The organism is Neorhizobium tomejilense (genome assembly GCF_964254135.1).
In the GTDB taxonomy this organism is placed as follows: Bacteria; Pseudomonadota; Alphaproteobacteria; order Rhizobiales; family Rhizobiaceae; genus Neorhizobium; species Neorhizobium tomejilense.
Genome location: NZ_CAXUSO020000001.1, coordinates 3,636,144 through 3,662,374, shown reverse-complemented (window position 1 = coordinate 3,662,374; position 26,231 = coordinate 3,636,144). Strand labels below are relative to the sequence as shown.

At 62.2% G+C, this 26,231-nt stretch carries 29 protein-coding genes; 16 read left to right on the top strand and 13 right to left on the bottom strand.

All coding sequences use genetic code 11. From position 1 onward, the window contains the following. Positions 1 to 74 precede the first annotated feature (74 nt). Positions 75 to 1,355: an MFS transporter gene (locus ACSQ3G_RS18260; RefSeq protein ID WP_436111029.1), complete on the top strand. Its 1,281-nt coding sequence runs from the start codon at positions 75 to 77 to the stop codon at positions 1,353 to 1,355. 124 nt (positions 1,356 to 1,479) lie between these two features. Further along, positions 1,480 to 1,992, top strand: a complete 513-nt coding sequence (locus ACSQ3G_RS18255) for a nuclear transport factor 2 family protein (RefSeq protein ID WP_436111028.1) — start codon at positions 1,480 to 1,482, stop codon at positions 1,990 to 1,992. A gap of 65 nt (positions 1,993 to 2,057) precedes the next feature. Here the strand turns inward: ACSQ3G_RS18255 and rplS are convergent, their stop codons facing one another. Next, entirely contained in the window at positions 2,058 to 2,612 is a 555-nt protein-coding gene (gene rplS, locus ACSQ3G_RS18250; RefSeq protein WP_046605196.1) for a 50S ribosomal protein L19, read from the bottom strand. A gap of 263 nt (positions 2,613 to 2,875) precedes the next feature. Here rplS and ACSQ3G_RS18245 point away from each other — a divergent pair, with 263 nt between their 5' ends. Further along, positions 2,876 to 3,622 carry a sulfite exporter TauE/SafE family protein gene (locus tag ACSQ3G_RS18245; RefSeq protein WP_046665137.1) on the top strand — a complete coding sequence of 249 codons (747 nt, stop codon included), beginning with the start codon at positions 2,876 to 2,878 and terminating at the stop codon, positions 3,620 to 3,622. Here the strand turns inward: ACSQ3G_RS18245 and trmD are convergent. The 5 genes from trmD to ffh form a co-directional block, all read right to left on the bottom strand. Beyond that, complete coding sequence (trmD, locus tag ACSQ3G_RS18240; protein ID WP_436111027.1) at positions 3,604 to 4,317, bottom strand: tRNA (guanosine(37)-N1)-methyltransferase TrmD; 714 nt, start codon at positions 4,315 to 4,317, stop codon at positions 3,604 to 3,606. The two genes, ACSQ3G_RS18245 and trmD, sit on opposite strands and share 19 nt — an antisense overlap. A gap of 5 nt (positions 4,318 to 4,322) precedes the next feature. Then, positions 4,323 to 4,889 carry a ribosome maturation factor RimM gene (gene rimM / locus ACSQ3G_RS18235; protein ID WP_105403859.1) on the bottom strand — a complete coding sequence of 189 codons (567 nt, stop codon included), beginning with the start codon at positions 4,887 to 4,889 and terminating at the stop codon, positions 4,323 to 4,325. Between the two features lie 119 nt (positions 4,890 to 5,008). Continuing rightward, positions 5,009 to 5,374 carry a 30S ribosomal protein S16 gene (gene rpsP / locus ACSQ3G_RS18230; RefSeq protein ID WP_105403860.1) on the bottom strand — a complete coding sequence of 122 codons (366 nt, stop codon included), beginning with the start codon at positions 5,372 to 5,374 and terminating at the stop codon, positions 5,009 to 5,011. Between the two features lie 78 nt (positions 5,375 to 5,452). Then, entirely contained in the window at positions 5,453 to 5,767 is a 315-nt protein-coding gene (locus ACSQ3G_RS18225; protein ID WP_046665132.1) for a chorismate mutase, read from the bottom strand. Positions 5,768 to 5,781: 14 nt separating this feature from the next. Continuing rightward, positions 5,782 to 7,362 (bottom strand): signal recognition particle protein, encoded by a 1,581-nt coding sequence (gene ffh, locus ACSQ3G_RS18220; protein WP_105403861.1) that lies wholly within the window; start codon positions 7,360 to 7,362, stop codon positions 5,782 to 5,784. 295 nt (positions 7,363 to 7,657) lie between these two features. Here ffh and ACSQ3G_RS18215 point away from each other — a divergent pair, with 295 nt between their 5' ends. The 9 genes from ACSQ3G_RS18215 (at position 7,658) to ACSQ3G_RS18175 (ending at position 15,428) form a co-directional block, all read left to right on the top strand. Then, entirely contained in the window at positions 7,658 to 7,900 is a 243-nt protein-coding gene (locus ACSQ3G_RS18215; protein ID WP_436111026.1) for a type II toxin-antitoxin system VapB family antitoxin, read from the top strand. Next, positions 7,900 to 8,337: a type II toxin-antitoxin system VapC family toxin gene (locus ACSQ3G_RS18210; RefSeq protein WP_436111025.1), complete on the top strand. Its 438-nt coding sequence runs from the start codon at positions 7,900 to 7,902 to the stop codon at positions 8,335 to 8,337. The genes ACSQ3G_RS18215 and ACSQ3G_RS18210 overlap by 1 nt, the downstream gene beginning before the upstream one ends. Positions 8,338 to 8,400: 63 nt before the next feature. Next, positions 8,401 to 9,495 (top strand): MBL fold metallo-hydrolase, encoded by a 1,095-nt coding sequence (locus ACSQ3G_RS18205; protein ID WP_436111024.1) that lies wholly within the window; start codon positions 8,401 to 8,403, stop codon positions 9,493 to 9,495. 71 nt (positions 9,496 to 9,566) lie between these two features. Then, the gene (locus ACSQ3G_RS18200; protein ID WP_436111023.1) at positions 9,567 to 10,157 is read left to right on the top strand and encodes a biliverdin-producing heme oxygenase; all 591 of its coding nucleotides are present in this window, start codon (positions 9,567 to 9,569) and stop codon (positions 10,155 to 10,157) included. A gap of 106 nt (positions 10,158 to 10,263) precedes the next feature. Then, on the top strand, positions 10,264 to 11,214 hold the full coding sequence (dapF, locus tag ACSQ3G_RS18195) for a diaminopimelate epimerase (RefSeq protein ID WP_436111022.1): 951 nt from the start codon (positions 10,264 to 10,266) through the stop codon (positions 11,212 to 11,214). Further along, positions 11,211 to 12,497: a tRNA (N(6)-L-threonylcarbamoyladenosine(37)-C(2))-methylthiotransferase MtaB gene (gene mtaB / locus ACSQ3G_RS18190; RefSeq protein WP_436111021.1), complete on the top strand. Its 1,287-nt coding sequence runs from the start codon at positions 11,211 to 11,213 to the stop codon at positions 12,495 to 12,497. Before dapF ends, mtaB begins: the two co-directional genes overlap by 4 nt. A gap of 15 nt (positions 12,498 to 12,512) precedes the next feature. Further along, complete coding sequence (gene ftsY / locus ACSQ3G_RS18185; protein WP_436111020.1) at positions 12,513 to 14,096, top strand: signal recognition particle-docking protein FtsY; 1,584 nt, start codon at positions 12,513 to 12,515, stop codon at positions 14,094 to 14,096. A 64-nt stretch (positions 14,097 to 14,160) separates the two neighbouring features. Next, the gene (locus ACSQ3G_RS18180) at positions 14,161 to 14,844 is read left to right on the top strand and encodes a septation protein A (protein WP_105441371.1); all 684 of its coding nucleotides are present in this window, start codon (positions 14,161 to 14,163) and stop codon (positions 14,842 to 14,844) included. Continuing rightward, on the top strand, positions 14,841 to 15,428 hold the full coding sequence (locus ACSQ3G_RS18175) for a DUF2585 domain-containing protein (protein ID WP_105441370.1): 588 nt from the start codon (positions 14,841 to 14,843) through the stop codon (positions 15,426 to 15,428). Before ACSQ3G_RS18180 ends, ACSQ3G_RS18175 begins: the two co-directional genes overlap by 4 nt. A gap of 399 nt (positions 15,429 to 15,827) precedes the next feature. Here ACSQ3G_RS18175 and ACSQ3G_RS18170 read toward each other — a convergent pair whose 3' ends face one another. The 5 genes from ACSQ3G_RS18170 to ccmA form a co-directional block, all read right to left on the bottom strand. Next, entirely contained in the window at positions 15,828 to 16,430 is a 603-nt protein-coding gene (locus ACSQ3G_RS18170) for a DsbE family thiol:disulfide interchange protein (RefSeq protein WP_105404541.1), read from the bottom strand. Continuing rightward, entirely contained in the window at positions 16,427 to 16,597 is a 171-nt protein-coding gene (gene ccmD, locus ACSQ3G_RS18165) for a heme exporter protein CcmD (protein ID WP_105404542.1), read from the bottom strand. Before ccmD ends, ACSQ3G_RS18170 begins: the two co-directional genes overlap by 4 nt. A gap of 4 nt (positions 16,598 to 16,601) precedes the next feature. Next, positions 16,602 to 17,372 (bottom strand): heme ABC transporter permease, encoded by a 771-nt coding sequence (locus ACSQ3G_RS18160; protein WP_436111019.1) that lies wholly within the window; start codon positions 17,370 to 17,372, stop codon positions 16,602 to 16,604. 89 nt (positions 17,373 to 17,461) lie between these two features. Then, positions 17,462 to 18,121, bottom strand: coding sequence for a heme exporter protein CcmB (gene ccmB / locus ACSQ3G_RS18155; RefSeq protein ID WP_037081467.1), 660 nt, complete (start codon positions 18,119 to 18,121; stop codon positions 17,462 to 17,464). A 250-nt stretch (positions 18,122 to 18,371) separates the two neighbouring features. Then, positions 18,372 to 19,016: a heme ABC exporter ATP-binding protein CcmA gene (gene ccmA / locus ACSQ3G_RS18150; protein ID WP_436111018.1), complete on the bottom strand. Its 645-nt coding sequence runs from the start codon at positions 19,014 to 19,016 to the stop codon at positions 18,372 to 18,374. Between the two features lie 270 nt (positions 19,017 to 19,286). Here ccmA and acnA point away from each other — a divergent pair, with 270 nt between their 5' ends. The 4 genes from acnA (at position 19,287) to ACSQ3G_RS18130 (ending at position 24,566) form a co-directional block, all read left to right on the top strand. After that, complete coding sequence (gene acnA / locus ACSQ3G_RS18145; protein WP_046665113.1) at positions 19,287 to 21,980, top strand: aconitate hydratase AcnA; 2,694 nt, start codon at positions 19,287 to 19,289, stop codon at positions 21,978 to 21,980. A 219-nt stretch (positions 21,981 to 22,199) separates the two neighbouring features. After that, on the top strand, positions 22,200 to 22,937 hold the full coding sequence (locus ACSQ3G_RS18140) for a sulfite exporter TauE/SafE family protein (protein WP_205837242.1): 738 nt from the start codon (positions 22,200 to 22,202) through the stop codon (positions 22,935 to 22,937). A gap of 195 nt (positions 22,938 to 23,132) precedes the next feature. Then, complete coding sequence (locus tag ACSQ3G_RS18135; protein WP_105423381.1) at positions 23,133 to 23,882, top strand: DUF1223 domain-containing protein; 750 nt, start codon at positions 23,133 to 23,135, stop codon at positions 23,880 to 23,882. 294 nt (positions 23,883 to 24,176) lie between these two features. After that, complete coding sequence (locus ACSQ3G_RS18130) at positions 24,177 to 24,566, top strand: DUF2794 domain-containing protein (protein ID WP_046631850.1); 390 nt, start codon at positions 24,177 to 24,179, stop codon at positions 24,564 to 24,566. A gap of 9 nt (positions 24,567 to 24,575) precedes the next feature. Here ACSQ3G_RS18130 and ACSQ3G_RS18125 read toward each other — a convergent pair whose 3' ends face one another. Both ACSQ3G_RS18125 and ACSQ3G_RS18120 read right to left on the bottom strand, forming a co-directional pair. Continuing rightward, on the bottom strand, positions 24,576 to 25,133 hold the full coding sequence (locus ACSQ3G_RS18125; protein ID WP_436111017.1) for a GNAT family N-acetyltransferase: 558 nt from the start codon (positions 25,131 to 25,133) through the stop codon (positions 24,576 to 24,578). Between the two features lie 109 nt (positions 25,134 to 25,242). Continuing rightward, positions 25,243 to 26,025, bottom strand: a complete 783-nt coding sequence (locus ACSQ3G_RS18120; protein ID WP_037081483.1) for a Bax inhibitor-1/YccA family protein — start codon at positions 26,023 to 26,025, stop codon at positions 25,243 to 25,245. Positions 26,026 to 26,231 lie beyond the last annotated feature (206 nt).

Sequence of the window (26,231 nt, the reverse complement as noted above, 5' to 3'; positions counted from 1 at the left end):
ATAAGGGGGTCCCCTACATCCCCTTCACCGAAACACGCTGCTTCCTCTGCAGCAAATGCTTTGGAGTAAATAATTTGGTTCAGGAAAAAGAGCTAATTTCAAAGATCGTTTGGCGGCTTATGCCGTTCCTCGGCGTCCTTTATCTGATTGCCTATATCGACCGTCAGAACGTCAGCTATGCCAAGCTGGAAATGGTCGGCGCGCTCGGCATGAGCGAATATGCCTATGGTCTCGGCGCCTCGCTTTTTTTCATCGGCTATTTTCTGTTCGAGGTCCCGAGCAACCTCTTCCTCAACCGGTTCGGCGCCAGCCGCTGGTTCGCCCGCATCATGATCACCTGGGGCATTGTGACCGTGGCGCTCGCCTATACGCAGAATGCGACGATGTTCTACATCCTCCGTTTCCTGCTCGGCGTTGCGGAAGCAGGCTTCTTCCCCGGCGTCCTCTACCTGCTGACGCTCTGGTTCCCGAAGGATTATCGCGGCCGCATGGTCGGCCTGTTCATGATCTTCAGCGCGCTCGCCAATGCGGTGGGCGCCCCGATTGGCGGCATGCTGCTCGATCTCAACGGGCTGCTTGGCCATGCCGGATGGCAGTGGGTCTTCCTGGCAACCGGCATTCCGGCGGTGCTCGCCGGGATCGTCACTTTCTTTTATCTCGACGACACGCCGGAAAAGGCGAAATTCCTGACGGAGGATGAAAAGCGTTGGCTGCACGATCGGCTGGCGCGTGAGAATTCCGGAATGGAGGAGCATGCAGACAACGGATTCAAGGCGCTCGTCAATCCGCGAGTGCTTCTGATGGCACTCTGCTATATCGGCTTTCCGCTCGCTGCCTACGGTCTCAGCTACTGGCTGCCGACCATCGTCAGGGGGTTCGGCGTCTCGAACACGACGAACGGCTTCATCAACATCATTCCGTGGGTGATCGTTGCGCTCGCGCTATGGGTGGTGCCGGCCGCCGCAGACCGGGCCGAGAGCAAAACTCCCTATATTGTCGGTCCCGCCTTCGTCGGCGCGATATGCCTGGCGCTTTCGGCGCTCGTCACCTCGCCGACCTTGCAGTTCACTTTCCTTTGCGTCGCCGCAGCCGGCATTTTCGCCGGCCAGCCGGTCTTCTGGAGCCTTCCCTCACGCTTCCTCAGGGGCGCGGGCGCTGCGGCCGGCATCGCGGCGATCAATTCGGTCGGCAATCTCGGCGGCTTTATCGCACAGAACGTTGTCCCATGGATCCGGGATTCGACCGGCAACGATATCCTGCCGATGGTCTTCCTGGCGGTCTGCCTTGCTGTAGCCGGTGTCCTCGTCATCATCGTCGGCCGAATGTTGGCGGCGAGACAGGCGATCTCCGTCTGACCGGACGTTACTGCCATTGGTTCCCTCTGCGGAACCAATGGCGGCAAAACTGCCTGCTTCCGCCTCATCGGCGTTTCTCCTATGTCTTTGGGCAAGCCAGATCAAAACGCTTGGGAGAACGTCGATGATACGAGTCTTGAAACCTGCCGCTCTGGGTTTGGTCCTGTTCGGGGCCGCGATGGGCACGCTTGCCACGCCGTCGCTGGCACAGGAGCCGGTGTTGGCCGCCGCGGACAAAGACGCGCTTTTCACCAGCACGGACCCCAAGCTGCATGCAAACAAGCAGGTTGCCTACGGTATCGTCCGCGACCTGCTGGAAGCCAATCAGTGGGACAAAGCCGATCAGTACCTCACTGACCGTTACATCCAGCACAACCCGAATGCCGCGTCAGGGCGCGAGGGGGTGGTGCGCTATTTCATCGACGTCCTGAAGCGGAAGCCGAGCCCCATTCCCAACAAGATAAAAACGCCGGTCGTCTTTGTCACAGCGGAGGGCGATCTGGTGACCGTGGGGACGGTGCGCGAAATGAAAGATCCTCGCGATCCTTCGAAGAGCTATACCAGCACCTGGTACGACACATGGCGTATCGTCAATGGCAAGGCGGACGAACACTGGGATTCGGCCGTCAGGAACTAAACCTGTATCGCGCAACAAAAAAGGCGGCTCGAAGGCCGCCTTTTTCCGTATTCGATATGAAAAGCTTATTCGGCAGAAGCTTCAGCGGCCTTGGCGGCTTCGGCTGCTTCAGCAGCTTCCGCTGCGGCCTTTGCTTCAGCGGCTTCCGCTGCTGCCTTTTCGGCGGCGAGAGCCTGGGCTGCTGCAACCTTCTCGGCTTCGATACGTGCCTTCTCTTCGGCAACTGCCTGACGCTCGGCGTCGTTCAGCTTGCGGGCGCGAACGCCGGTGTCTTCGACGATACGGGCCGACTTGCCGCGACGATCGCGCAGGTAATAGAGCTTGGCGCGACGGACCTTACCGCGGCGAACGATTTCGACGCTCTCGACCATCGGCGAGTAGACCGGGAATACGCGCTCGACGCCTTCGCCGTAGGAGATCTTCCGAACGGTGAAGCTTTCGTTGATGCCGCCGCCGGAACGGGCGATGCAGACGCCTTCATAAGCCTGTACCCGGGTACGGGTGCCTTCCGTGACCTTCACGTTGACGCGGACGGTGTCGCCAGCGGAAAATTCCGGAAGCGTGCGCTTGGCTGCAATCTTGGCTGCCTGTTCGGCTTCCAATTCCTGGATGATATTCATCGTCTCAAACCTTTGGTTCTTCTGAAACAGCCAGAGCGCTCGGATATATCCCTTTGGTCAAAGCCTCGGGATTTGCCTTTTCGGCAGAGCGAATTCACCATTCTTTGTTGCTGGTCGACGGGATATTTCCCATTTCCGGCTGGGCCAATACACCAAAGACATCGGTTTGTCATCCCGTTGATTGCGATTTTGTGACGAAAAAGCCCGCTATTGCCGCGTTTCGCCGAAGTCGCTATCTGATGACCAGGGATGAGGAAACATCAATGACAATCACAATGATAGCCCTGCTCGCCGCGGCGGGCTTCCTGTCCGGCGCGGTCAACGCGATCGCCGGCGGCGGGACTTTTCTGACCTTCGGGGCAATGACGCTTGCCGGCGTTCCGCCGATCCTGGCCAATGCGACGTCCTCGATCGTACAGTTTCCAGGCTATGTCACTTCGACGATCGCCTATTGGGACGAGATTTCCAGCCGCTGGCGCAGCGCGCTTGTCCTGGCGCTCGTTTCGGTCGTCGGTGCCTTCGCCGGCGCTTTCCTGCTGCTGTCGCTCGACAATCCGTCCTTTCGCGCGCTCGTGCCCTGGCTGCTGGCGGCCGCGACGGCGGTGTTTGCCGCAGGTCCCTGGCTGAAACCCAAGGCATCGGCGGAGCGCCCGGCCAATTCTCCCGGTTCCGTCATCGGGCAGTTCCTGACGGCGATCTATGGCGGGTTCTTCGGCGCAGGCATGGGGATCATGATGCTCGCCGTGCTGGGAGTTACCACCGGCGGGAGCTATCACCACCTCAATGCGCTGAAAAACATGCTGGCGATCCTGATCGCGGCCGTCGCCATCGTCGTCTTCGTCGGCGGCGGGGTGATTGCCTGGCCGGAAGCGCTGGTGATGATCCCGGCCGGTGCGCTTGGCGGTTATGCCGGCGTGTGGATGGCGCGGCGGGTGCCGCAGGCCGTGTTGCGCTGGTGCGTGGTGGCCGTCGGAGTGGGGCTGACGATCTATTATTTCGTGACTGGGTGAGTCTTGCCCGAGAGGAGATCCGGGCGCCGCTCCGCCGTCAGCTTCTTTGCTTCTTCCAGCCGCCATTTCTCGATCGCCGCATGATTGCCGGAGGTCAGCACGGCCGGGATCTCGCGGCCTTCGAACACCTGCGGCCTGGTATATTGCGGATGTTCGAGCAGCCCGTTCTCGAAGCTTTCATGGGTACCTGACAGCGCATTGCCCATGACGCCCGGCAGGATGCGCACGACCGCGTCGAGCAGCGTCAGCGCCGCCGGCTCGCCGCCGGACAGGACGTAGTCGCCGATCGATACTTCTTCGAGATTGCGGCCATCGATCACCCGCTGGTCGACGCCTTCGAACCGGCCGCAGATGATCACCACGCCGCCGCCGGCCGCCAGTTCGCGCACCTTTTCCTGGGTCAGCGGTTTTCCGCGTGGGCTCATCAGCAGGCGCGGGCGCCCCGGGGCCAAATCGTCATTTTCAGAGACGCTGTCGATCGCCTTGGCCAGGATATCCGGCTTCAGCACCATTCCGGCGCCGCCGCCGGCCGGCGTGTCGTCGACGGTGCGGTGCCGGTCCTGCGCAAAATCGCGGATCTGTACCGTATCGAGCGCCCATTGTCCGCGCTCCAGCGCCTTGCCGGCCAGGGACAAGGCCAGATGTCCCGGAAACATTTCCGGGTAGAGCGTCAGGATGGTGGCGCGGAAGGTCATCGTTGCTATTTGCCCTTTTTGGGCAGGCCCGGTGCTGGACCCTCGTCTTCCGGATTCTCGACAAGGCCGGCGGCCTGCGGATCGATGACGATCTTGCCGCCTTCGAGATCGATCTCCAGCACTGCCGCCTCGGAGAAGGGGATGAGGGCAGGGCGGCGGCCGGGGCCTTTCAGCTCCAGGAGATCGCCGGCGCCGAAATCATAGACGGCGCTCACCGTGCCGTAACTCTTGCCTTCCTCGTCGACTGCTTCGAGACCCTCGAGGTCGGCATAATAGAACTCGTCTTCCTCGAGTTCGTCGTCAGGCAGGTTGTCGCGCTCGATGAAAAGTTCGAGACCGGCCAGCGCTTCGGCCGCGTTGCGGTCGTTGATGCCGCGGAAACGGACGATTGCGATGTTCTTGGCTTCGCGGATTTCGAGAATCTCGAAGATCCGGCCGTCCTCGCTATGCAGGTGGCCGTAGTCGCCGAGCGCGGTCGGATCGGCCGTATACGTGCGCACCCGCACCTCGCCCCGGAGACCCTGGGCGGCGCCGATGGTCGCCATCAGAACGGGATTTTCGAGCTTGGTCATGAGGGTCGTGATCTCGGTTGTCGTGCGCTCATTTAAGCTTTGCGCGATCAAAAGCAAACAGCAAAACGGGCAGCGCGTTGCCGCGCCGCCCGTCGTTCAGGAAAGAATGGTCGCGAAGCTTATGCTTCGGCGGCAGCGGCTGCTGCTTCTTCGGCCTTCTGGGCGCGTTCCTTAATGCGTTCCTGGGCCTTCTTGCCCGGCTGGCCCTTGCCAGGGTTGTTCTTGGCTTCGCGCTGGGCAATGCCGGCCTCAGCGAGGAAGCGCAGAACGCGGTCGGTCGGCTGGGCGCCGTTGTCGATCCAATGCTGGATGCGTTCGGCGTTCAGTTCGACGCGCTTGGCATCGTCCTTGGCGAGCATCGGGTTCCAGGAACCGAGCTTTTCGAGGAAGCGACCATCGCGGGGCGAACGGGCGTCAGCAACGACGACGGTGTAGTACGGACGCTTCTTGGAGCCGCCGCGGGCGAGACGAATTTTCAGGGACATTGCAATTACTCCTAGGTTTTTCTTGGCCGCCTTCGGCGGACCAGGGGTCTTGTTGTACCCGCCGTCAGGCGGGCTGATTCATGCTGTCTTCGTGCCGACGTGTTCGGCGGCAATGGCTTCATGGTGCCGGATGACTTCCTTGATGACGAAGTTCAGGAACTTCTCGGCGAAATCCGGGTCCAGATGCGCTTCCTTCGCCAGGCGGCGAAGTCGCTCGATCTGGAATTCTTCGCGCGCCGGGTCGGCCGGCGGCAAATCGTACTGGGCTTTGAGGACGCCCACTTCCTTGGTGCAGCGGAAACGTTCCGCCAGCATGTGCACGAGCGCCGCGTCGATATTGTCGATCGACTGGCGGTAGCTTGAAAGCTTGGCCTTGACCTCAGGGTCAATCATCGGCGTGTCCTCCCTCACTTCTTCTTCGGCAGGCCCGGAAGGCCCGGGAAACCGCCGCCGAGACCGGGCAGCTTGGGCGCACCAAGTCCCGGCATGCCACCGCCCGGCATGCCCGGCATCGAGCCCGGCTTGAAGCCTGCGGCCTCCGCCTGCTTCTGCAACGCTTCGAGCTGTTTCGGATCGAGCTTGGAAAGATCGGGCATGCCGCCCATTCCACCCATACCGCCCCCCATACCACCAAGGCCCATCTTCGAGGCAAGGCCGCCCATCATTTGCTTCATCATGCCGCCCTTGCCCTTGCCGCCCATCATTTTCATCATGTCGGCCATCTGGCGGTGCATTTTCAGAAGCTTGTTGATCTCGGCCGCATCCGTGCCGGAGCCGGCTGCGATGCGCTTCTTGCGGCTGTGCTTCAGCATGTCAGGATTGGCGCGCTCGGCCCTGGTCATCGACTGGATGATGGCGATATGGCGGGCAAACGTCTTGTCGCTCATGCCGGCGGCCGAAAGCTTGTCCTTCATGCCGCTCATGCCGGGCATCAGCCCCATGATGCCGCCCATGCCGCCGAGCGACTGCATCTGCTTCAGTTGTTCGGCCAGATCGTTGAGGTCGAACTTGCCCTTGGCCATCTTTTCGGCCATGGCGCGCGCCTTGTCGGCGTCGATATTCTCCGCGGCCTTCTCGACCAGCGAAACGATGTCGCCCATGCCGAGAATGCGGTCGGCGATGCGGCGGGGATGGAATTCCTCCATCTCCGTCATCTTTTCGCCGGTACCGATCAGCTTGATCGGCTTGCCTGTGACCGCACGCATGGAGAGGGCGGCACCGCCGCGGCCGTCGCCGTCCATGCGTGTCAGCACGAGGCCGGTAATGCCGACGCGTTCGTCGAAATTGCGGGCGAGGTTGACGGCGTCCTGGCCGGTGAGACTATCGGCGACCAGCAGGATTTCATGCGGGTTGGAGCGCCGCTTGATCTCGGCCATCTCCGCCATCAGCGGCTCGTCGATATGGGTGCGGCCGGCGGTGTCGAGGATGACGACGTCATGGCCGCCGAGCTTGGCGGCCTGCACGGCGCGGGCGGCGATCTCGGTCGGCGACTGGCCGGCAATGATCGGCAGCGTATCGACGCCGGTCTGGACGCCGAGTTGGCGCAACTGTTCCTGGGCGGCCGGGCGGCGCGTGTCGAGCGATGCCATCAGCACCTTCTTGCGCTCGCGATCGGTCAGCCGCTTGGCGATCTTGCCGGTCGTGGTCGTCTTGCCGGAGCCCTGCAGGCCGACCATCATGATCACCACCGGAGCGACCGCATGCAGGTCGATGCCGACCCCTTCGGAGCCGAGCATCTCGATCAGCTCGTCATGGACGATCTTGACGACCATCTGGCCCGGCTTGATCGACTTCAGGACTTCGGCGCCGACGGCCTTTTCGCGCACCTTGTCGGTAAAGGAGCGCACGACTTCCAGCGCCACGTCCGCTTCGAGCAGGGCGCGGCGAACCTCGCGCAGAGCGGCGGACACATCCGCTTCGCTCAATGCGCCACGGCCGGTCAGTCCACTCAAGATGGAACCAAGACGGTCCTGGAGGCTTTCGAACATCGTTTCTTCCTTCTCGCGTTTCGGATGACCGAAACGTCGGGTTCTCATCCGCCAAAAACAAGAGACAAAGCCAAAAAGCACCCGAGGGCGCAACGCGCTGTCGGGTGTTGACCTCCGGGCTCGGTCTATCGGCCCCGGTCGGCGGCTCCAAGTCGTAACTTGTCAGCAGATGGGCGGGCTTAAACAGCAAGCGGGCGGGAAAGTCAAGTCTGCCGGCCGGTGGGCGGTCGGTGCCTCGCCTTGCGGGAATATTCAATTGCTCTATATTGAATATTCAAACCTGTGGATGGTAGCCATGTCCCTCTATATACGCGACGCCAAAGTGAATGCACTCGCTGATGAAGTCATGCGCCGGCTCGGTACGAAAACCAAGACGGAAGCCGTGCGGGTGGCGCTGGAGAACGAGCTGAAGCGGGCCGATAAAGATATTCCGCTCGCGGAGCGGGTCAAAAAATACCAGCGCCAGATTGCCGAACTTGGTCCGCGCGATCCGAACTTCGATGAAAAGGCCTTTATGGATGAGATGTGGGAGTATTGATGTTTCTTGATGCTTCCGCAATCGTTGCAATCCTGCAGGAAGAAGATGCGGGAGCGTCTTTGCTCGATCGTATAGAGGCTGCGGAAGGTCCGGTTTACTATTCCTCGTTTGCCGTCTTTGAGGCGGTCGTCGCTTTGTCGCGCCAAAGGAAGATAGCGATGCTGGGCGAGCATGCATCAACGCCGCCCGATCTCATTGCGAAGACGGAAATTTCTGTCGAGGGCTTTTTGAAGGAAATAGGCGCCATTGAAGTAGCTCTTCCTGCGGGGTTGCATGCTGTCGCCCTCGAAGCCGCGCGTACTTATGGCAGGTTCGTTGGCCATCCGGCCAAACTGAACTTCGGCGACTGCTTTTCCTACGCCACCGCGAAAACACTCCGGTCGCCGCTGCTCTTCGTGGGCAACGATTTCTCCAAAACGGATGTCGAAGTCGCGTAAATGTGTACTTCGCCCACGCAACGTCTCTTCCCAGGTGTAAGAGCACGCTGATAGACATTTCCCATGAACCGACGAAAATTCCTGAAATGGTCCGGCATCGGCGCGATCGCCGCCCTCGTGGGCGGGTTCGCGGCAAGGGGAGCCATGGCTGCCAATAAGTACTACTCCGGTCCGGCCTCCGATCATTTCGACGGAACCTATTTCTTCAATCCGGGTGGCGAGCAGCCGCGCGGCGGGCTTGACCTGCTGCGCTGGAAGCTCGGGGGCAACAACATTGCCTGGCCGGACAGCTTTCCGAGCCCGTTTCCTCAGGCCGTGCCGGAAACGCGGGTCTCGGGTGACCGGCTGACCGTCACCATGGTCGGGCATGCGGCGATGCTGATCCAGGTCGCCGGCCTCAACATCCTGACCGACCCGGTCTGGGACGATCGCGCCAGCCCCGTGCGTTTCGCCGGCCCGAAGCGGGTCAATCCGCCCGGCATCCGCATCGGCGACCTGCCGCCGATCGATGTCGTGCTCGTCACCCATAACCATTACGACCACATGGACCTCGAGACCCTCTGGGTGCTGCAGGGCCGCGACAAGCCGCATTTCGTCACGCCGCTCGGCAATGACGCGCTCATCCGCTCGCGTATCGCGGATGCGAAGATCACGGTGATGGATTGGGGCGGCCGCGAGGAGATCGCCGCAGATATCGGTCCTGGCATCGTCCTGCATTGCGAGCCCTGCCATCACTGGTCGGCGCGCGGCGTAGGCGACCGGCGCATGGCGCTCTGGGCCGCCTTCGTTTTCGAAACCCCGGCCGGCAAGATCTACCATATCGGCGATACGGGCTTCCACCAGGGCGTCAACTACCGCGCCGCGCGGGAAAAGCATGGGGCTTTCCGGCTCGCCAACCTGCCGTTCGGGGCCTACGAGCCGCGCTGGTTCATGCAGGCGCAGCACCAGAACCCGGAAGAGGCGGTGGAGGGCATGCTCCTTTGCGATGCGGCTTTCGTCGCCGGCCATCATTGGGGCACGTTCAAGCTGACCGATGAAGGGATCGAAGAGCCGCTGGCGGCGCTTCATGCCGCTCTCGATACACGTCGCGTTTCCCGGAACCGCTTCCGGCCCATGCGCCCCGGCGAAGTCTTCGAAGTGCCGACAATTTCCGTATGAGCACGCCCGGGTTGCTGCGGGATTCGACAATTCAGCTGGGCCGGGCTAGGAATACCCGGAACGGAAGACCTATGCAGATCGAACTTGAAACAACCGCCGCACCGACCCGGATCCAGCGTCTGAAGGCTCTCACCGATGCCACCCATGAGCGGCTCGACAAGCGCATCATGGCGGCCGATCCCTTCGGCAGCCGCGAGCGTTATGCGCTCTTCCTCGCCGTGCAGCATCATTTCCATGCGGATGTCGATCCGCTCTATCTCGATCCGCGGCTCAACCGCATTGTCCCCGATCTTCCGAGCCGGGTCCGGCTTGAAGCACTGCGCCAGGATATCGCCGATGTGACCGGAAATGCGCCGGCCGTCCTCACCGCTGGGACGGGCCGGCTCGGCATCCCGGCCGCACTCGGATGGCTGTACGTTGCCGAAGGCTCGAACCTCGGCGCCGCTTTCCTCCTGAAGCAGGCGGCAAGGCTCGGCCTGTCGGAAGAATTCGGCGCCCGCCACCTCGCCGGCCACCCCGCCGGCCGCGGCCTGCACTGGCGCACTTTCGTCGCGTCTTTCAACGGGTTCGAGATGTCCGAGGCGGAGGAAACGGAAATGGCTGAAGGCGCCAAGTCGGCATTTCGGCGGGTGCATGCGCTGGTGGACGAATTTTTCCTGTGATGCGTGACTACCGCCGCACACAGGGAAGCGCCCACTGGTAATTCCCTGCCTTTTCCGCCATATACAGCCCAATAGGCGGGCATTCGGCCCGGAATGGATTGGCGTCATGACGGAACTGGTGGAATTCGCGCGGATGAACGGGCTTGGCAACAAGATCCTGGTCGTCGACATGCGCGGACGCACCGACAAGGTAACGCCGCAGGCTGCGATCGCGCTCAATGCCGATGCGGCCACGCAGTTCGACCAGATCATGGCCATCCACGATCCGAAGGCTCAGGGCACCGATGCCTGGATCGACATCCTCAATTCCGACGGTACGATGGCGCAGGCCTGCGGCAACGGCACGCGTTGCGTGGTGCAGGCGCTGAGCGCCGAGACAGGCCGCAAGACCTTTACCTTCCAGACAGTCGCCGGCATCCTCAATGCCGTCGAGCATGAGGACGGTACCATTTCGGTCGACATGGGCAAGCCGGTCTTCGAGTGGGACCGCATTCCGCTTGCCGAGGAGTTTTTCGATACGAGCCGGATCGAGCTGCAGATCGGCCCGATCGACGCGCCGATCCTGCATTCGCCGTCTGCCATGTCGATGGGCAATCCGCATGCGATCTTCTGGGTCGATCGCGATCCGATAAGTTTTGACCTCGAACGGTTCGGTCCGCTGCTCGAAAACCATCCGATGTTTCCGGAAAAGGCCAATATCACGTTGGCGCAAGTCACGTCGAAGTCGTCGCTGCGCACCCGCACCTGGGAACGTGGCGCCGGCCTGACGCTCGCCTGCGGCTCGGCCGCCTGTGCTGCCGCCGTTTCCGCCGCCCGCACCGGGCGCACCGGACGCACGGTGACGATCGACGTTGCCTCCAGCCCGATCCGCCAGCCGCTCGTCATCGAATGGCGCGGGGACGACCACGTCGTCATGACAGGTCCGGCCGAATGGGAATGGTCCGGCAAGGTCGATCCGCAGAACGGCACCTTTACCCGGGACGCCGGTGCTGATCAAAGGGGCGAGCCGGAGGCCCAATCTTCTCATAGGAACGAGCCGGAGGCTCGGGTCAATTGAGCGGGGTCGAGGTCATCACCTTCGGCTGTCGGCTCAATACCTATGAATCGGAAGTGATGCGGGCGGAGGCCGAAAAGGCCGGGCTCAACAACGCGATCCTCGTCAATACCTGCGCTGTGACCGGCGAGGCCGTGCGCCAGGCCCGCCAGGCGATCCGCCGGGCTCGGCGGGAAAATCCGCATGCGCGCATCATCGTTACCGGCTGCGCCGCCCAGACCGAGAAAGAGACTTTTGCGGGCATGGCGGAAGTCGATGCCGTGCTCGGCAACGAGGAGAAGCTGACGAGCGCCTCCTACCGGGCGCTGCCGGATTTCGGCGTCTCTGCGGAAGAGAAGCTGCGCGTCAACGACATCATGAGCGTGCGCGCCACCGCGCCGCAGATGGTGAAGCATATCGACGGCCACGTGCGCGCCTTCATCCAGGTGCAGAACGGCTGCGACCATCGCTGCACGTTCTGCATCATTCCCTATGGCCGCGGCAATTCCCGCTCGGTGCCGATGGGTGCGGTGGTCGAGCAGGCCCGGCGGCTGACGGAAGGCGGTTATCGCGAAATCGTGCTGACCGGCGTCGATGCCACCAGCTATGGCGCCGATCTTCCCGGCCAGCCGTCGCTCGGATACCTCGCCAAGACGCTGCTCCGCCAAGTGCCGGAAATCCTGCGCCTGCGCCTGTCCTCGATCGACAGCATCGAGGCGGACAAACATCTCTGGGACCTGATCGCCGGCGAGCCGCGTTTCATGCCGCATCTGCACCTGTCGCTGCAGCACGGCGACGACATGATCCTGAAGCGGATGAAGCGCCGCCATTCGCGCGCCGAAGCGCTCGCCTTCACCGAGCAGGCGCGGCGCCTGCGCCCGGAGATCGCCTTCGGGGCTGATGTGATCGCCGGTTTCCCGACCGAAACGGAAGAAATGTTCGAGAACGCCGCGACGCTGGCGGAAGAGGCCGGCATCTCGTTCCTGCACGTCTTTCCCTACAGCCCGCGTCCTGGAACGCCGGCTGCGCGGATGCCGCAGGTGGACCGGGCGGTCGTCAAGGACCGGGCCGCACGGCTGCGGGCGCGGGGCGACGTGCTGCATCGTGCCCATCTCGACCGCATGGTCGGCACCGAGCAGGCCATCATCGTCGAGAACAACGGCATGGCGCATACGGAAAACTTTTCGCTGGTGGCGGCGCCTCGCCTTGTTCCCCGCGAACTCAAGCGCGTTATGATTACCGGCCATAACGGCAAACATCTGGAAATGCAGGTCGCGTCCGCCCTTGCCCCGTCTCGGGCGGCGTAACCGGAACAGGTTCTCATGGCATTGAGCTTCATCAAACGCGTCTTCACCTTCGGCAAGCCCGCCGAGGAACCGGCACCCGATGCGGTAAAGCCGGAGGACGTCGTCGCCATCCAGGCGGAACTGGAGCCGAAATCGCGCGACGAAGACCTGCCGATCTCCCCCGTCGACCCGGTCGCACCGGCCGAGATCGAGACGGCCGGCGGGCCTGTCGCGGATGTGGCGGCGGAGAATGTCGGGCCGGCCGAGCCGGAGACTGCCGAAGAGGATGAGCCGGCGCTGCTTTCGGGTGTCGAAGCCGCATCCGAGATCGGCATGGTGCCGTTGTCGTTATTGCAGGCGGAGGCAGAAGCAGAAGAAGAGGGCGTTGCAGCCGCGGAAGCACCCCCCTCTGTCCTGCCGGACATCTCCCCCTCAAGGGGGGAGATCACGGATGAGCCGCTGGCTCAGGCGTCTGATGACAGTACAACAGGCTCGGATGCTGTTTTGGGGCAAGGTGCGGGCCACGATTCGATCTCCCCCCTTGAGGGGGAGATGTCCGGCAGGACAGAGGGGGGTGCCTCCGTGGACGAAGTGGTCCCCGTCGCTCCCAGCGAAACGCTCCGCCCAGAACCCACTCTCCCCAAAGGCTTCTCCACCGCCCGCCCCGAACCCACGCTCGAACCTGTGGCGCCGGCTGCGAAGCTCACCTGGTTCCAGCGCCTGCGCGCCGGCCTTGCGCGCACGTCGTCGCAGCTCTCGGGCCAGATCAGCGCGCTCTTTACCAAGCGCAAGTTGGACGAGGAAACGCTGGAACAGCTCGAAGACCTGCTGATCCAGGCCGATCTCGGGGTCGAGACCGCCATGCGCGTCACCGGGGCGCTGTCCTCCGAGCGTTATGGCAAGGACGTGACTGGCGAGGACGTGTCGCGGATCATGGCCGAGGAGATCACCAGGGTTTTAGGCCCGGTTGCCAAACCGCTGGCGCTCGATCTCAATCACAAGCCGCATGTCATCCTCGTCGTCGGCGTCAACGGCACCGGCAAGACCACGACGATCGGCAAGCTCGCGGCAAAACTCTCCGGCTCCGGCCTCAAGGTCATGCTCGCTGCCGGCGACACGTTCCGCGCCGCCGCGATCGAGCAGCTGAAGATCTGGGCGGACCGCACCGGTTCGACCTTCATCGGCACCAAGCTCGGCGCCGATGCGGCCGGCCTTGCCTATGACGCCTACGAGCAGGCGCGCGCCAACAAATCGGACGTGCTGATCATCGATACCGCAGGCCGGCTGCAGAACCGCACCGAGCTGATGGCCGAACTCGAAAAGATCGTCCGCGTGCTCGGCAAGCTCGATCCCGACGCCCCGCACACCGTGCTGCAGACGCTCGACGCCACGACCGGCCAGAACGCCATGAACCAGGTCGAGATTTTCCGGAACGTTGCGGGGGTCAGCGGGCTTATCATGACGAAGCTCGACGGTACGGCGCGCGGCGGCATCCTGGTGGCGATCGCCGCCAAGCACAAGCTGCCGGTCTATTTCATCGGTGTCGGCGAGGGTGTCGACGATCTCGAACCCTTCGAGGCGCAGGATTTTGCCCGCGCCATTGCCGGGATTGCCCATTGATGCCACAAATCTGCCTTGGCGCTCGCGCAGGGCCAAGGCAGGATTAAGCAGGTTTGACCAATATATGAAATTCGAAAGCGACACGACGCCCACCGCCGCCGACCGGCACCATCCGATGCTGAAGCTCTCGCTCGAGCTGGGGCCGCTGCTCGTCTTCTTCTTCGCCAATCTGCGCGGGGAATGGCTTGCCGCGACCTTCCCATGGCTTTCGGTGCTCGGTGGTCCGCTGTTCATCGCCAGCGGCCTGTTCATGGTCGCGACGGTCATTTCGCTCGTCGTCTCGAAGGTCGTTCTCGGGCATCTGCCCATGATGCCCTTCATTTCCGGCATCGTTGTCCTCGTTTTCGGCGGGCTCGGCATCTGGCTGCAGGACGAGCTGTTCTTCAAGATGAAGCCGACCATCATCAACACGCTGTTCGGCGTCGTGCTGCTCGGCGGCCTGCTGTTCGGCAAATCGCTTCTCGGCTATGTGTTCAATGCGGCCTTCCAGCTCGATGATGCCGGCTGGCGCAAGCTGACCATCCGCTGGGGCGTGTTCTTCCTGTTCCTCGCCGTCCTCAACGAAATCGTCTGGCGCGGCGCGAACGCCTATTACCTGCCCGACGCCAAGGCGGCGGATAACTTCTGGGTAGCCTTCAAAGTCTGGGGTACAATGCCGATCACGCTGATCTTCACGATGACGCAGATGCCGCTGATCATGCGCCACACAGTCCAGGACACCGCAGGCAACGCCGAGGCCGAAAAGTGACGGCGGCGGAATTCTCTCCATCGAGTTCGTCCTCCAAGCGCTGGTTTCTCGCCGCGCTCATCCTCTTTCTGCTCCAGATCGCGATCCTCTACGCGATCGGCCGCATTCCGATCTGCGAATGCGGTTATGTGAAGTTTTGGGAAGGCGGGGTGAATACCAGCGGCAATTCTCAGCACCTCTCCGACTGGTACACGCCGTCGCATATCATCCACGGCTTCCTGTTCTATGGTCTCGGCTGGCTGATCCTGCGCCGCGCTCCGCTGGCGGCCCGGCTTTCGCTGGCGATCCTGATCGAGGCTGCCTGGGAGATTGCCGAAAATTCCCCGCTGATCATCGACCGCTACCGCACGGCGACCATGGCGCTCGGTTATACCGGCGACAGCATTCTCAATTCGGCGATGGATACGGTGTTCATGGCGCTCGGCTTCTTCGCCGCCTCGCGTCTGCCGGTTTGGCTGACGGTCGCCATCGCCATTTTCTTCGAGCTGGCGACCGGCTACATCATCCGCGACAACCTGACGCTCAACGTGCTGATGCTCGTCTGGCCGGTCGATGCGGTGCGGGTGTGGCAGGGTGGGCTGTAGCACGGGACGGGTTTTGACTGGGGAGGATTTCCTCGCCCCAAGAAAAACCCGCCCAACCTCATCAACGCTTTAGCCATATTCGCTTTCCCATTCATCCCCGCCTCTCGAGCCCATCCGATAATCGCCCCGTCATCGGATGGGAAATCGGGTTCGCGAACCGGCCTCCTCGTCCAAGGGTTCTCGGACCTCGGTTCCGGTGATGGCTGCAAAGGTAGTTGGCGAGGCCTTACAATCCTCGAAAGTCCATCGAAACAGTCGGGGCAGGCACAAATACCTACCTCCCACATACCCGATACCGCCTGCCCCATTCCCAAACCAGAACCGCGCCGGACAAGAGGTCCCGCGCGGCCAAAGGTGCTTCTTCCAAATTCGTAATCGGCCCACAAGGCTGCGGGATCGCTAACGTCCCGCGGACGCCTTTTCGATCGCCGGCATGAGGTCCTGCGTAAGGCTGCGCTCGTCGAAGGGGCCGACCTTTTTGTAGAGGATCGTGCCGTCAGGGGCGACCAGATAACTTTCCGGAATGCCGTAGACGCCCCAGTCGATCGCCGCCTTGCCGTTCGGATCGACGCCGATCGCCTTGTAAGGGTTGCCGAGTTCGCCGAGGAAACGCAGCGCGTTGTCGTTGCGGTCCTTGTAGTTGATCCCGACGATGGTGAGCCGGCTGTCGTTCGCCAGTTCCTTCAGGATTGGGTGTTCCTGCCGGCAGGGCACGCACCAGGAGGCGAAGACGTTGACCAGCGTCAGCTTGCCGGCGATCGCCGCGGTCGTCAGCGCCGCGGTGTTCGAGCCTTCCAGCGGCGGCAGCGCCAGCGATGGCGCCTTTTTGCCGATCAGGGCGGAGGGGATGGCCGAGACGTCGCGGCCGTTGACGTCCTGGTCGTAGAGCATCTTGCCGGCGACGGCTGCAAAGCCGAGAAAAATCGCCAGCGGGATCAGCGGCAGCGCATAACGCGCTAGGCTTTTGCGCGCGGCGGGCTGATTTTCGGTCTCGATGCTCATGCCGCGTCGTCCTTTGCCTGAGCGGAGCGGCGGCGGATGCCGGAAGCTTCGAGCTCGGCCAGTTCCTGTCTGCGGGCGCGGCCGTCGAGCCAGGTCCAGGCGATCAGACAGAGGATGACGGCAGCCGAGACGGCATAGGACATGGCGATGTAGAAGGTGTGGCTCATGGTCTCACGCTTCCGAGCCGGTTACATGGCCGGCCATCCGCGCGGCCATCCGCCGCTGGGCGGCGACGCGGCGGCGCCAGATCTCGTTGCGCATCGCCGCTGTGTGCAGGGTGAAGAACAGCATGGTGAAGGCGATCGCCATGACCAGCAGCGGCCAAAGGAATTCCTGGTCGATGGTCGGGCCGCCCATGCGGATGACACTGGCCGGCTGGTGCAGCGTGTTCCACCAGTCGACAGAGAACTTGATGATCGGGATGTTGACGAAGCCGACAAGGATCAGCACAGCGGAGACGCGGGCCGCGCGCGACGGATCGTCCATTGCGCGGTTGAGCGCGATCAGGCCGAGATACATGAGGAACAGCACGAAGACCGAGGTCAGCCGCGCATCCCACACCCACCATGTGCCCCACATCGGCCTGCCCCAGAGCGAGCCGGTGGCGAGCGCGATCAGCGTGAAGGCGGCGCCGAGCGGGGCTGCCGCCTTGTGGCTGACGTCGGCGAGCGGGTGGCGCCAGACCAGCGTGCCGATCGCCGAAACGGCCATCACCGTGTAGCACATCATCGACAGCCAGGCGGCCGGCACATGCACGTACATGATACGCACCGTCGCGCCCTGCTGGTAATCGCCTTCCGTCGTGAAGCTCAGATAGAGCCCGATGGCAAAGAGGATCATCGTCGCCGCCACCATCCACGGCAGGATGCGGGCCGCCAGCGCCAGAAACCGCGTCGGGTTGGCCAGCTCGGAAAATTTGCTGATGACAAGGCTGTCGGTCATGGGCACTTTCTAATATACGCGCGGAAAAATCAGCTTGATCCTGGTCAATTCGCCGGTCGTCGATCCGATCCCGTTCAATCCGATTCTAGTCAATCGCCGGCATTGCGCAACGCCAGTGCCGCGCCGAGCGGACCGAGGACGGCAAAAAACATCGTGATCGCCACCAATATCAGGAAAGGCGGCATAAACGGGGCAGGATCCTCGACCGCCGCATAGGAAGCGCTGACGCCGAAGATCAGCACGGGGATCGCAAGCGGCAGGACGAGGATCGACACCAGCAGCCCGCCGCGCGGCAGGGCCACCGCGACCGCCGCGCCGACCGCGCCGATGAAAGTCAGCGCCGGCGTGCCGACCAAGAGCGTCAGCATGGTGGCGCCGATCGCCACCTCGTCCATGTTCATGAACAGGCCGAGCAGCGGCGATGCGATCACCAGCGGCAGACCGTTGCCGAGCCAGTGGGCGAGGCATTTGACGAGCACGGTCAGCACCAGCGGGTGTTCCTGCATCAGCAGCAGGTCGAGCGAGCCGTCCTCGCGTTCGGTCTGGAACAGGCGGTCGAGGCCGAGCAGCGCCGACAGCAGCGCCCCGATCCAGACGATCGCCGGACCGATGCGGGAGAGAAGGTTGAGATCCGGGCCGACGCCGAAGGGAATGACGGCAACGACGGTCATGAAGAAGAGCACGCCGATCAGGGCGCCGCCGCCGGCGCGGACCGAAAGTTTGAGGTCGCGGAGGAGGAGGGCGGTCATGATCGGACGCTCCGTGTCCGGGGCGCACCCCCCTCTGCCCTGCCGGGCATCTCCCCCACAAGGGGGGAGATCGGCAAGACGCCGGGCCTCCGCCAAGCGTTGATCGTTCGGGGAGCGGAGAGAGCAGATTTCAGGTTGGTGACGGCGGATTGATGCCTGGATCTGAGGCAGGGCATTGGCCCCATCCAATCTCCCCCCTTGTGGGGGAGATGCCCGGCAGGGCAGAGGGGGGTAACGCGGGACAGGGCGTTCACCATCTCCCCTCCGCCACGCCTGCAAACCCTGCCATCTTCAGCTCCCTCGCGCGCTCCAGCCCCAGCGGCTGGTGAGTCGCCGCCAGCACAATGCCACCGGCCGCCAGATGCGCGTTGATCAATCCGGTAAATGCCCCCTCTGCATTCACATCCAGCGCCGCAGTCGGCTCGTCCAATATCCAGACCGGGCGGTAAGCGACGAGCAGTTTTGCAAACGCCATGCGGCGCTGCTGGCCGGCGGAGAGGTAACCGAAGGGCAGATGAATGATGCCGCCAAGGCCGACGGTTTCGGCGGCCTTGGCCGGAGAGATACCTTTGCCGCCATCCACGTCGCCAAAGAAGCTCTTCCAGAAGGCAAGGTTCTCGGCAACCGTCAACTCCGCCTTCATCGCATTGCGGTGGCCGAGATAGTGGCAGGCCTCGGCGGCGCGCATTCCCGATTCGGCACTCTCCGAAATCCAGATGACGCGACCGGTCTCCGGGCGCAGCAATCCGGCGACGACCCGCAGCAGCGTCGATTTCCCCGATCCGTTGCGGCCGGTCAGGACGAGGCTTTCACCGGCTCCGAGGTCAAAGGAGATATCCGTGAAAATCAGGTCTTCGCCGCGTCTTGCGCTCAGGTTTTCGGCCAAAAGCCGCATGCTGGAGACCTTCATTAAGATTTTAATCATCGCGATCCGAAAATTTATTCGGAATGAGCGCCAAGCGTCTGGAACCCTTCTTAGAAATTATCTATAAGCACTGCAACCACGCCAGCGGCCGGCGTGATTTCAATCTTCCGCCGGACCTGAAGATCCCAAAAAATCTTCTCGTGCGGACAGCGGAAATGGTCGTACCCGCATCCTGATGTGCATGAAGTGCATAGGCGTCCGCACGCGCGTGTTGGCTCTTTAATCAGCGGGGTTTATTCCGTGGCTAAGTCTCTCGACAGCTTCAATTGTCGCTCCATCCTTACCGTAGGCGGTAAGGATTACGTTTACTACAGCCTTCCCAAGGCCGAACAGAACGGCCTGGCCGGTGTTTCGAAGCTGCCCTTCTCCATGAAGGTGCTGCTCGAAAACCTGCTCCGCTTCGAAGACGGCCAGTCCGTCACCAAGGAACAGATCCTTACCGTTGCCGAATGGCTGAACAACAAGGGTCTCACGGAAGCGGAAATCGCTTACCGTCCGGCCCGTGTGCTGATGCAGGACTTCACCGGCGTTCCCGCCGTCGTCGACCTTGCGGCGATGCGCGACGCAATGGTGTCGCTCGGCGGCGATCCGGAAAAGATCAACCCGCTGGTTCCCGTCGACCTCGTCATCGACCATTCGGTCATCGTCGACGAATTCGGCACGCCGACCGCGTTCGCCAAGAACGTCGAGCTCGAATACGAGCGCAACGGCGAGCGTTACCGCTTCCTGAAGTGGGGCCAGCAGGCATTCAAGAATTTCCGCGTGGTTCCCCCGGGGACCGGCATCTGTCACCAGGTAAACCTGGAATATCTCGGCCAGACCGTCTGGACCAAGGAAGAGGATGGCGAGACGATCGCCTATCCGGATACCTGCGTCGGCACGGACAGCCACACCACGATGATCAACGGCCTCGGCGTTCTCGGCTGGGGCGTGGGTGGCATCGAAGCGGAAGCTTCCATGCTCGGCCAGCCGGTCTCGATGCTGCTGCCTGAAGTCATCGGCTTCAAGCTCACCGGCAAGCTCAAGGAAGGCGTCACCGCGACCGACCTGGTGCTGACCGTCGTGCAGATGCTGCGCAAGAAGGGCGTGGTTTCCAAGTTCGTCGAATTCTTCGGCCCGGGTATGGACAACATGCCGCTCGCCGACCGTGCGACGATCGGCAACATGGGCCCGGAATACGGCGCGACCTGCGGCTTCTTCCCCGTAGACGGCGAAACCATCAACTACCTGACGATGTCCGGCCGCACGCTCGAGCGGATCGCGCTGGTCGAGGCCTATTCCAAGGTCCAGGGCATGTGGCGCGAAGGCGACGGTTCCGACCTGGTCTTCACCGACACGCTGGAACTCGACCTCAACGACGTCGTGCCGTCGATGGCCGGCCCGAAGCGTCCGGAAGGCCGCATCTCGCTCGACAAGATCGCCTCCGGTTTCGCCGGTTCGCTCGATACCGAATACAAGAAGCCCGGCCAGCTCGACAATCGTTACCCTGTCGAAGGCACGGATTTCGATCTCGGCCATGGCGACGTGGCGATTGCCGCGATCACGTCGTGCACCAACACCTCCAACCCGTCGGTCCTGATCGCTGCCGGCCTTCTTGCCCGCAACGCGGTTGCCAAGGGCCTGAAGTCCAAGCCGTGGGTCAAGACCTCGCTTGCACCGGGATCCCAGGTCGTCGGCGAATACCTTGCCAAGTCCGGCCTGCAGGCCGATCTCGACAAGCTCGGCTTCAACCTGGTCGGTTTCGGCTGCACCACCTGCATCGGCAATTCCGGCCCGCTGCCGGCGCCGATCTCGAAGACGATCAACGACAAAGGTCTGATCGCCGCCGGCGTGCTCTCGGGCAACCGTAACTTTGAAGGCCGTATTTCTCCGGACGTCCAGGCGAACTACCTCGCCTCGCCGCCGCTCGTCGTTGCCTATGCGCTCGCCGGTTCGGTCCAGAAGGACCTGACCTCCGAACCGCTCGGCGAAGACCAGAACGGCAATCCGGTCTTCCTCAAGGACATCTGGCCGACCTCGAAGGAAGTCCAGGAATTCATCCTGAAATACGTCACCCGCGAACTCTACGAAACCAAGTATGCGGACGTGTTCAAGGGCGACGAGAACTGGCAGGCGGTCAAGATTCCTCCGGGCCAGACCTATGCCTGGGACGACGATTCGACCTATGTGCAGAACCCGCCTTACTTCGTCGGCATGGGCAAGACCGGATCGGGCCTCAAAAACATCAAGGGCGCCCGCGTCCTCGGTCTCTTCGGCGACAAGATCACCACCGACCACATCTCTCCGGCTGGTTCGATCAAGGCTGCTTCGCCGGCCGGTGCCTACCTGACGGGTCACGGCGTCGGCGTTGCGGACTTCAACCAGTACGGCACGCGCCGCGGCAATCATGAAGTGATGATGCGCGGCACGTTCGCCAACATCCGCATCCGCAACTACATGCTCGGCCCGAACGGCAAGGAAGGTGGCTACACCTTCCACTACCCATCCAAGGAAGAGATGTCGATCTACGACGCGGCCATGAAGTACAGGGAAGAGGGCGTACCGCTGGTCATCTTCGCCGGTGTCGAATACGGCAACGGTTCGTCGCGCGACTGGGCCGCGAAGGGCACCAATCTTCTCGGCGTCAAGGCGGTCATCGCCCAGTCCTTCGAGCGTATCCACCGCTCGAACCTGGTCGGCATGGGCGTCGTTCCCTTCGTCTTCGAAGAGGGCACGACCTGGGCCAGCCTCGACCTCAAGGGCGACGAGACCGTCGAGATCCTCGGTCTCGAAGGCGACATCAAGCCGCGCGAATGGAAGACCGCCAAGATCACCTACGGCGACGGCACGGTGAAGGAAATCAACATCCTCTGCCGCATCGATACGCTCGACGAGGTCATCTACATGAACAATGGCGGCATCCTGCAGACCGTTCTGCGCGACCTCGCCGCTTAAGCGATAAAGGCCACCCGCAGGCTTAGCCTGCGGGTGGTTTTTTGCACAATTCCATCGGTCCTCATTCCTGTGCTCGTCACAGGAATCCAGCCAGCCCAAGTCCTTGGGCTGAAAGAGTCTCCCGACCCGATAGACATCGGGTCACTGGATTCCTGTGACAAGCACAGGAATGAGGGAGGTGGAGGCCCTCGATCCCAGCTGTCCCAAGGTCCCGTGCCCTTGACCGTCGTCATCCTCATCGGAATGGCCGTCACCGTTTTCCTGACATCGCTGCTTTCGGGAATTTTCGGCATGGCGGGCGGGCTGATCCTGCTCTGGGTGCTGCTTTTCCTCTTTCCCGTCAGTACCGCGATCGCCATTCATGGCGTCATCCAGATGGTCTCGAACGGGTCGCGTGCCTGGTTCTCGCGCGCCTATATCGACTACCGCATTCTCGGCATCCTGGGCCTGGGTCTGGTCATCTCAAGCATCATCCTGCTGATCGTCGACTATCAGCCGGACCTGATCGTCGTGTCGATCGCCATCGGGCTGATGCCGATCCTGGTCTGGATGCCGGTATCGAAGCTGCGGCTCGACGCCTCGAAGCCGCTGCATGCACTGGCCTGCGGACTGATCGCCGGCGCGTTGACGGTCGGCGTCGGCGTATCGGGGCCGACGATCGATATCTTCTTCATCCGCACGACGATGGACCGTCGCAAGGTGATCGCCACCAAGGCGGCCGTACAGGTGGCCTCGCATGCCACGAAGGTGGTGTTCTACTGGAATGCGGCCTCGGAACTGCCGACCACCGAATGGATTGCGGTGCTGGTCGCGGCGCCGATCGCGATCCTCGGGGCGCGGGCCGGCAACGACATATTGCAGAAGATGACCGACCAGAATTTCCGCGCCTGGACGCGCTGGATCGTCACCGGCGTGGGTGCCGTTTATTTTACTCAAGGCCTGCTCAAACTGATTTGACCTCGGCGCGTTTTTCGCCAAGTTTGGCACCCGACGAAACGCATTCGGAAACCGATCAAATATCCGGTCTTCACCCCTTCGTGACTTTCTCTTGAGGGCGCCCGGTGGTTACTTTCCGCCATCCCGTGCGTTAGGCCCTTGATCGCCGCGAGCAATCGTGGATAACAGTTACCCTGATAAAAAGGTCTGCCACCCATGCCCTTTCGTTTTCGCTCCGTACTCCTTGTTGCGGGCCTGTTTTATGCGGGCACTGCATTTGCAGGAGAGGTCAGGGCGCCGAAGGGCGTGATCGAACTTTTTACCTCCCAAGGCTGCTCCTCCTGCCCGCCGGCCGACGCCGCTTTGGGTGAGTTGGTGGCGCAGGGAGACATGGTCGTACTTTCCTACCACGTCGATTACTGGAACTATCTCGGCTGGACCGATACGCTGAGCTCCAGGGAAAATACCGAGCGGCAATACGGCTATGCCAAGACGCTGGGGCGGAGCGGCGTCTACACGCCGCAGGCCGTCATCAACGGCCGCGATCACGTCAAGGGCACCGACCTCACGATCATCAACGACAAGGTGAAGGCACTCGGCCAAGCCGGCAAGGGGCTCGACGTCCCGGTCACCGCGGCGATGCGTGGCGACGAAATCGAGATCGAAATCGGCGATGGCAAGGGGCAGGCGGACGTCGTCGTCGCCTATTTCACGAAACGCCAGCTGGTGGATGTCACCAAGGGTGAAAACAGCGGCAAGACGATGGAATATTGGCACGCCGTCTACGACGTGCAGTCGGTCGGCACCTGGAACGGCCAGAGCATGAAGCTGACCCTGCCGGGCAAGCTGATGGGCAAGTCGAAGAAGGATGGTTGCGCGATCCTGCTGCAGACATCCGGCCAGGGCGGCGAGCCTGCGGCAATTCTCGGCGCGACCGTGCTGATGGCAGGCCGCAAAAAATACTGACCGCGGTCGCGGTTCCTGGCTTGCCGTATTGTGCGTGAAACTGTTGTTGGCGGCCCGATCCAATAACATTGGGGGGCTGGGGGTAAGGGTCAATGCACCAGACCGGGCCATATGGCGCTGAAAACGGCGCCAACCAACGATGCCAATCTCGCTTCGAAATCGGGCACTCTTTTGTTCGAAATGGGGCAAGAATAAAATCGTGACGGTTCGTTCCCGGCGAATTGCCGGGGTTGATTTTTACGGCCTCTCGGGCACACTGTCACATCTCTGACATTTGACGATTTGGGAGTCTTGATGACAGATCAGCCGGATTTGCCGGGGAGCCAGAGACCCCGGGACGCAGCCGTCGTCGTCGATCTCAGTGAATATCGGCAGAACCGCGATCCCGCACCGGTCACCTTCCACCGGCGTGAACTCGATGCGATCTTGAGGATCTACGGCCGAATGGTCGGCGAGGGAGAGTGGAAGGACTACGCGATCGACCACCTCAAGGACCGGGCCGTGTTCTCCGTCTTCAAACGCTCTGGCGAAAGCCCGCTCTTCCGAATCGAGAAGAACCCGAAGCTCGCCGGCAAGCAGGGCGCCTACTCCGTGATGAACACCCATGGCATGATCATGAAGCGCGGCCATGAGCTGCCGCAGGTGCTCAAGGTGTTCGACAAGGTGCTGAAACTGATCGACTGAGGCGGCGCCCTATTCGGTAAACAGCGAGCCGGGATAGACGCCTGGATCCGGATCGGTTTCATTGCCTTCGCCGAGCGAGACCTGCATCAGCACCGTATCCTGCCACTTTCCATGCTTGAAGCCGGTGCCCTTCAGAGTGCCCGTCAGTTCGAAGCCGAGGCCGCGATGGAGCGCCACGGAGGCGGGGCTTGCACCGCCGATGACGGCGACCATCTGGCGGAAACCCAGCGCCTCGCAACGCACCAGCAGTTCCTTGAGTAACGCCTTTCCGACGCCCTTGCCGCGCGCTTCCGGCGCCAGGTAGATCGAATCCTCGACCAGCCAGCGATAGGCCGGACGGGTCCGGAAGGCGGATGCATAGGCATAACCGAGCAGGGTGCCGTCTTCCTGTTCCGCTGCGATATAGGGATAACCCTTGACCCGGATCGCCTCGAAACGGGCAGTCATCTCCGCCTGGTCGGGGGCCAGGATCTCATAGCTCGCGGTGCCGTTCAGCACGCTGTCGCGATAGATCTCGGTGATGGCGGGAAGATCGGCGGGGGAGGCGTCGCGGAGATGGAATGTCATTGAGATTTCAGGCCGTTGAAAGGGACTGCCAAGCCTATGCCGTGGCGCGAGGCCGGGCAATAAAAAAGGCGGCCCGGAGGCCGCCTTTTCCTATTCGAATTCCTCGAGATCAGTTGTTCCGGTTGCCCAGGAACTGGAGGAGGAACGTGAAGAGGTTGATGAAGTCGAGGTAGAGGGTCAGAGCGCCCATGATGGCCTTGCGGCCAGCAACCGCGACGTCGTCGCCGTCAAAGTACATTTCCTTGATCTTCTGCGTATCGTAGGCGGTAAGGCCTGCGAAGATCAGCACGCCGATCGCGGAGATCGCGAAGCCGAGTGCGGAAGACGCCAGGAAGATGTTGACGATCGAGGCGATGATCAGGCCGAACAGGCCCATGATCAGGAACGAGCCCATGCCGGACAGGCTTCTCTTCGTCGTGTAGCCGTAAAGCGACAGGGCGCCGAAGGAGGCAGCCGTGATGAAGAACGTCTGCACGATGCTCTGCGAGGTGTAGATCAGGAAGATCGACGACAGCGAAAGACCCATCAGGGCCGCGTAGCCCCAGAAAGTGGCCTGTGCCGCGCCGACGCTCATCTTATGAACGCGGAAGCTCAGGAAGAACACCACCGCGAGCGGTGCGAGCATGACGACCCAGCGAAGCGGCGAACCGTAGATCGCAGCGCCGAGGCTGGTCAGCAGGATGCCGTTCGGAAGCCGGGCGACTGCTGCAGCTGCATCCGTCGTCGTTGCGAGGGCCGAGATACCATAGGCGGCGATACCGGTGATAGCCAAGCCGACAGCCATCAGGTTGTAGACCTTGAGCATGTAGGCGCGCAGGCCTTCATCGATCATCGCGCCGGACTGGGCGCGACCCTGCGCCGCCCGGGTCTGGTAGTTGTTAAAGTCAGCCATTGTTTCCTCTTTAAGCTCCGGAATTATTCACGGTGTCGGGCCCCCTTTTTTACGGACCCAGGCGCCGCTGCGGAGCTCCAGCAAGCCTGCGCATAAATATGATGCGAGATCGTTTCACATACAAGAGGTGTGACAAGCGAAAAACGCAAGCTATCGGGGCTCTTTAGCAACCTATGGGACGCTCTGACGGGAATTTGATCAGAGAG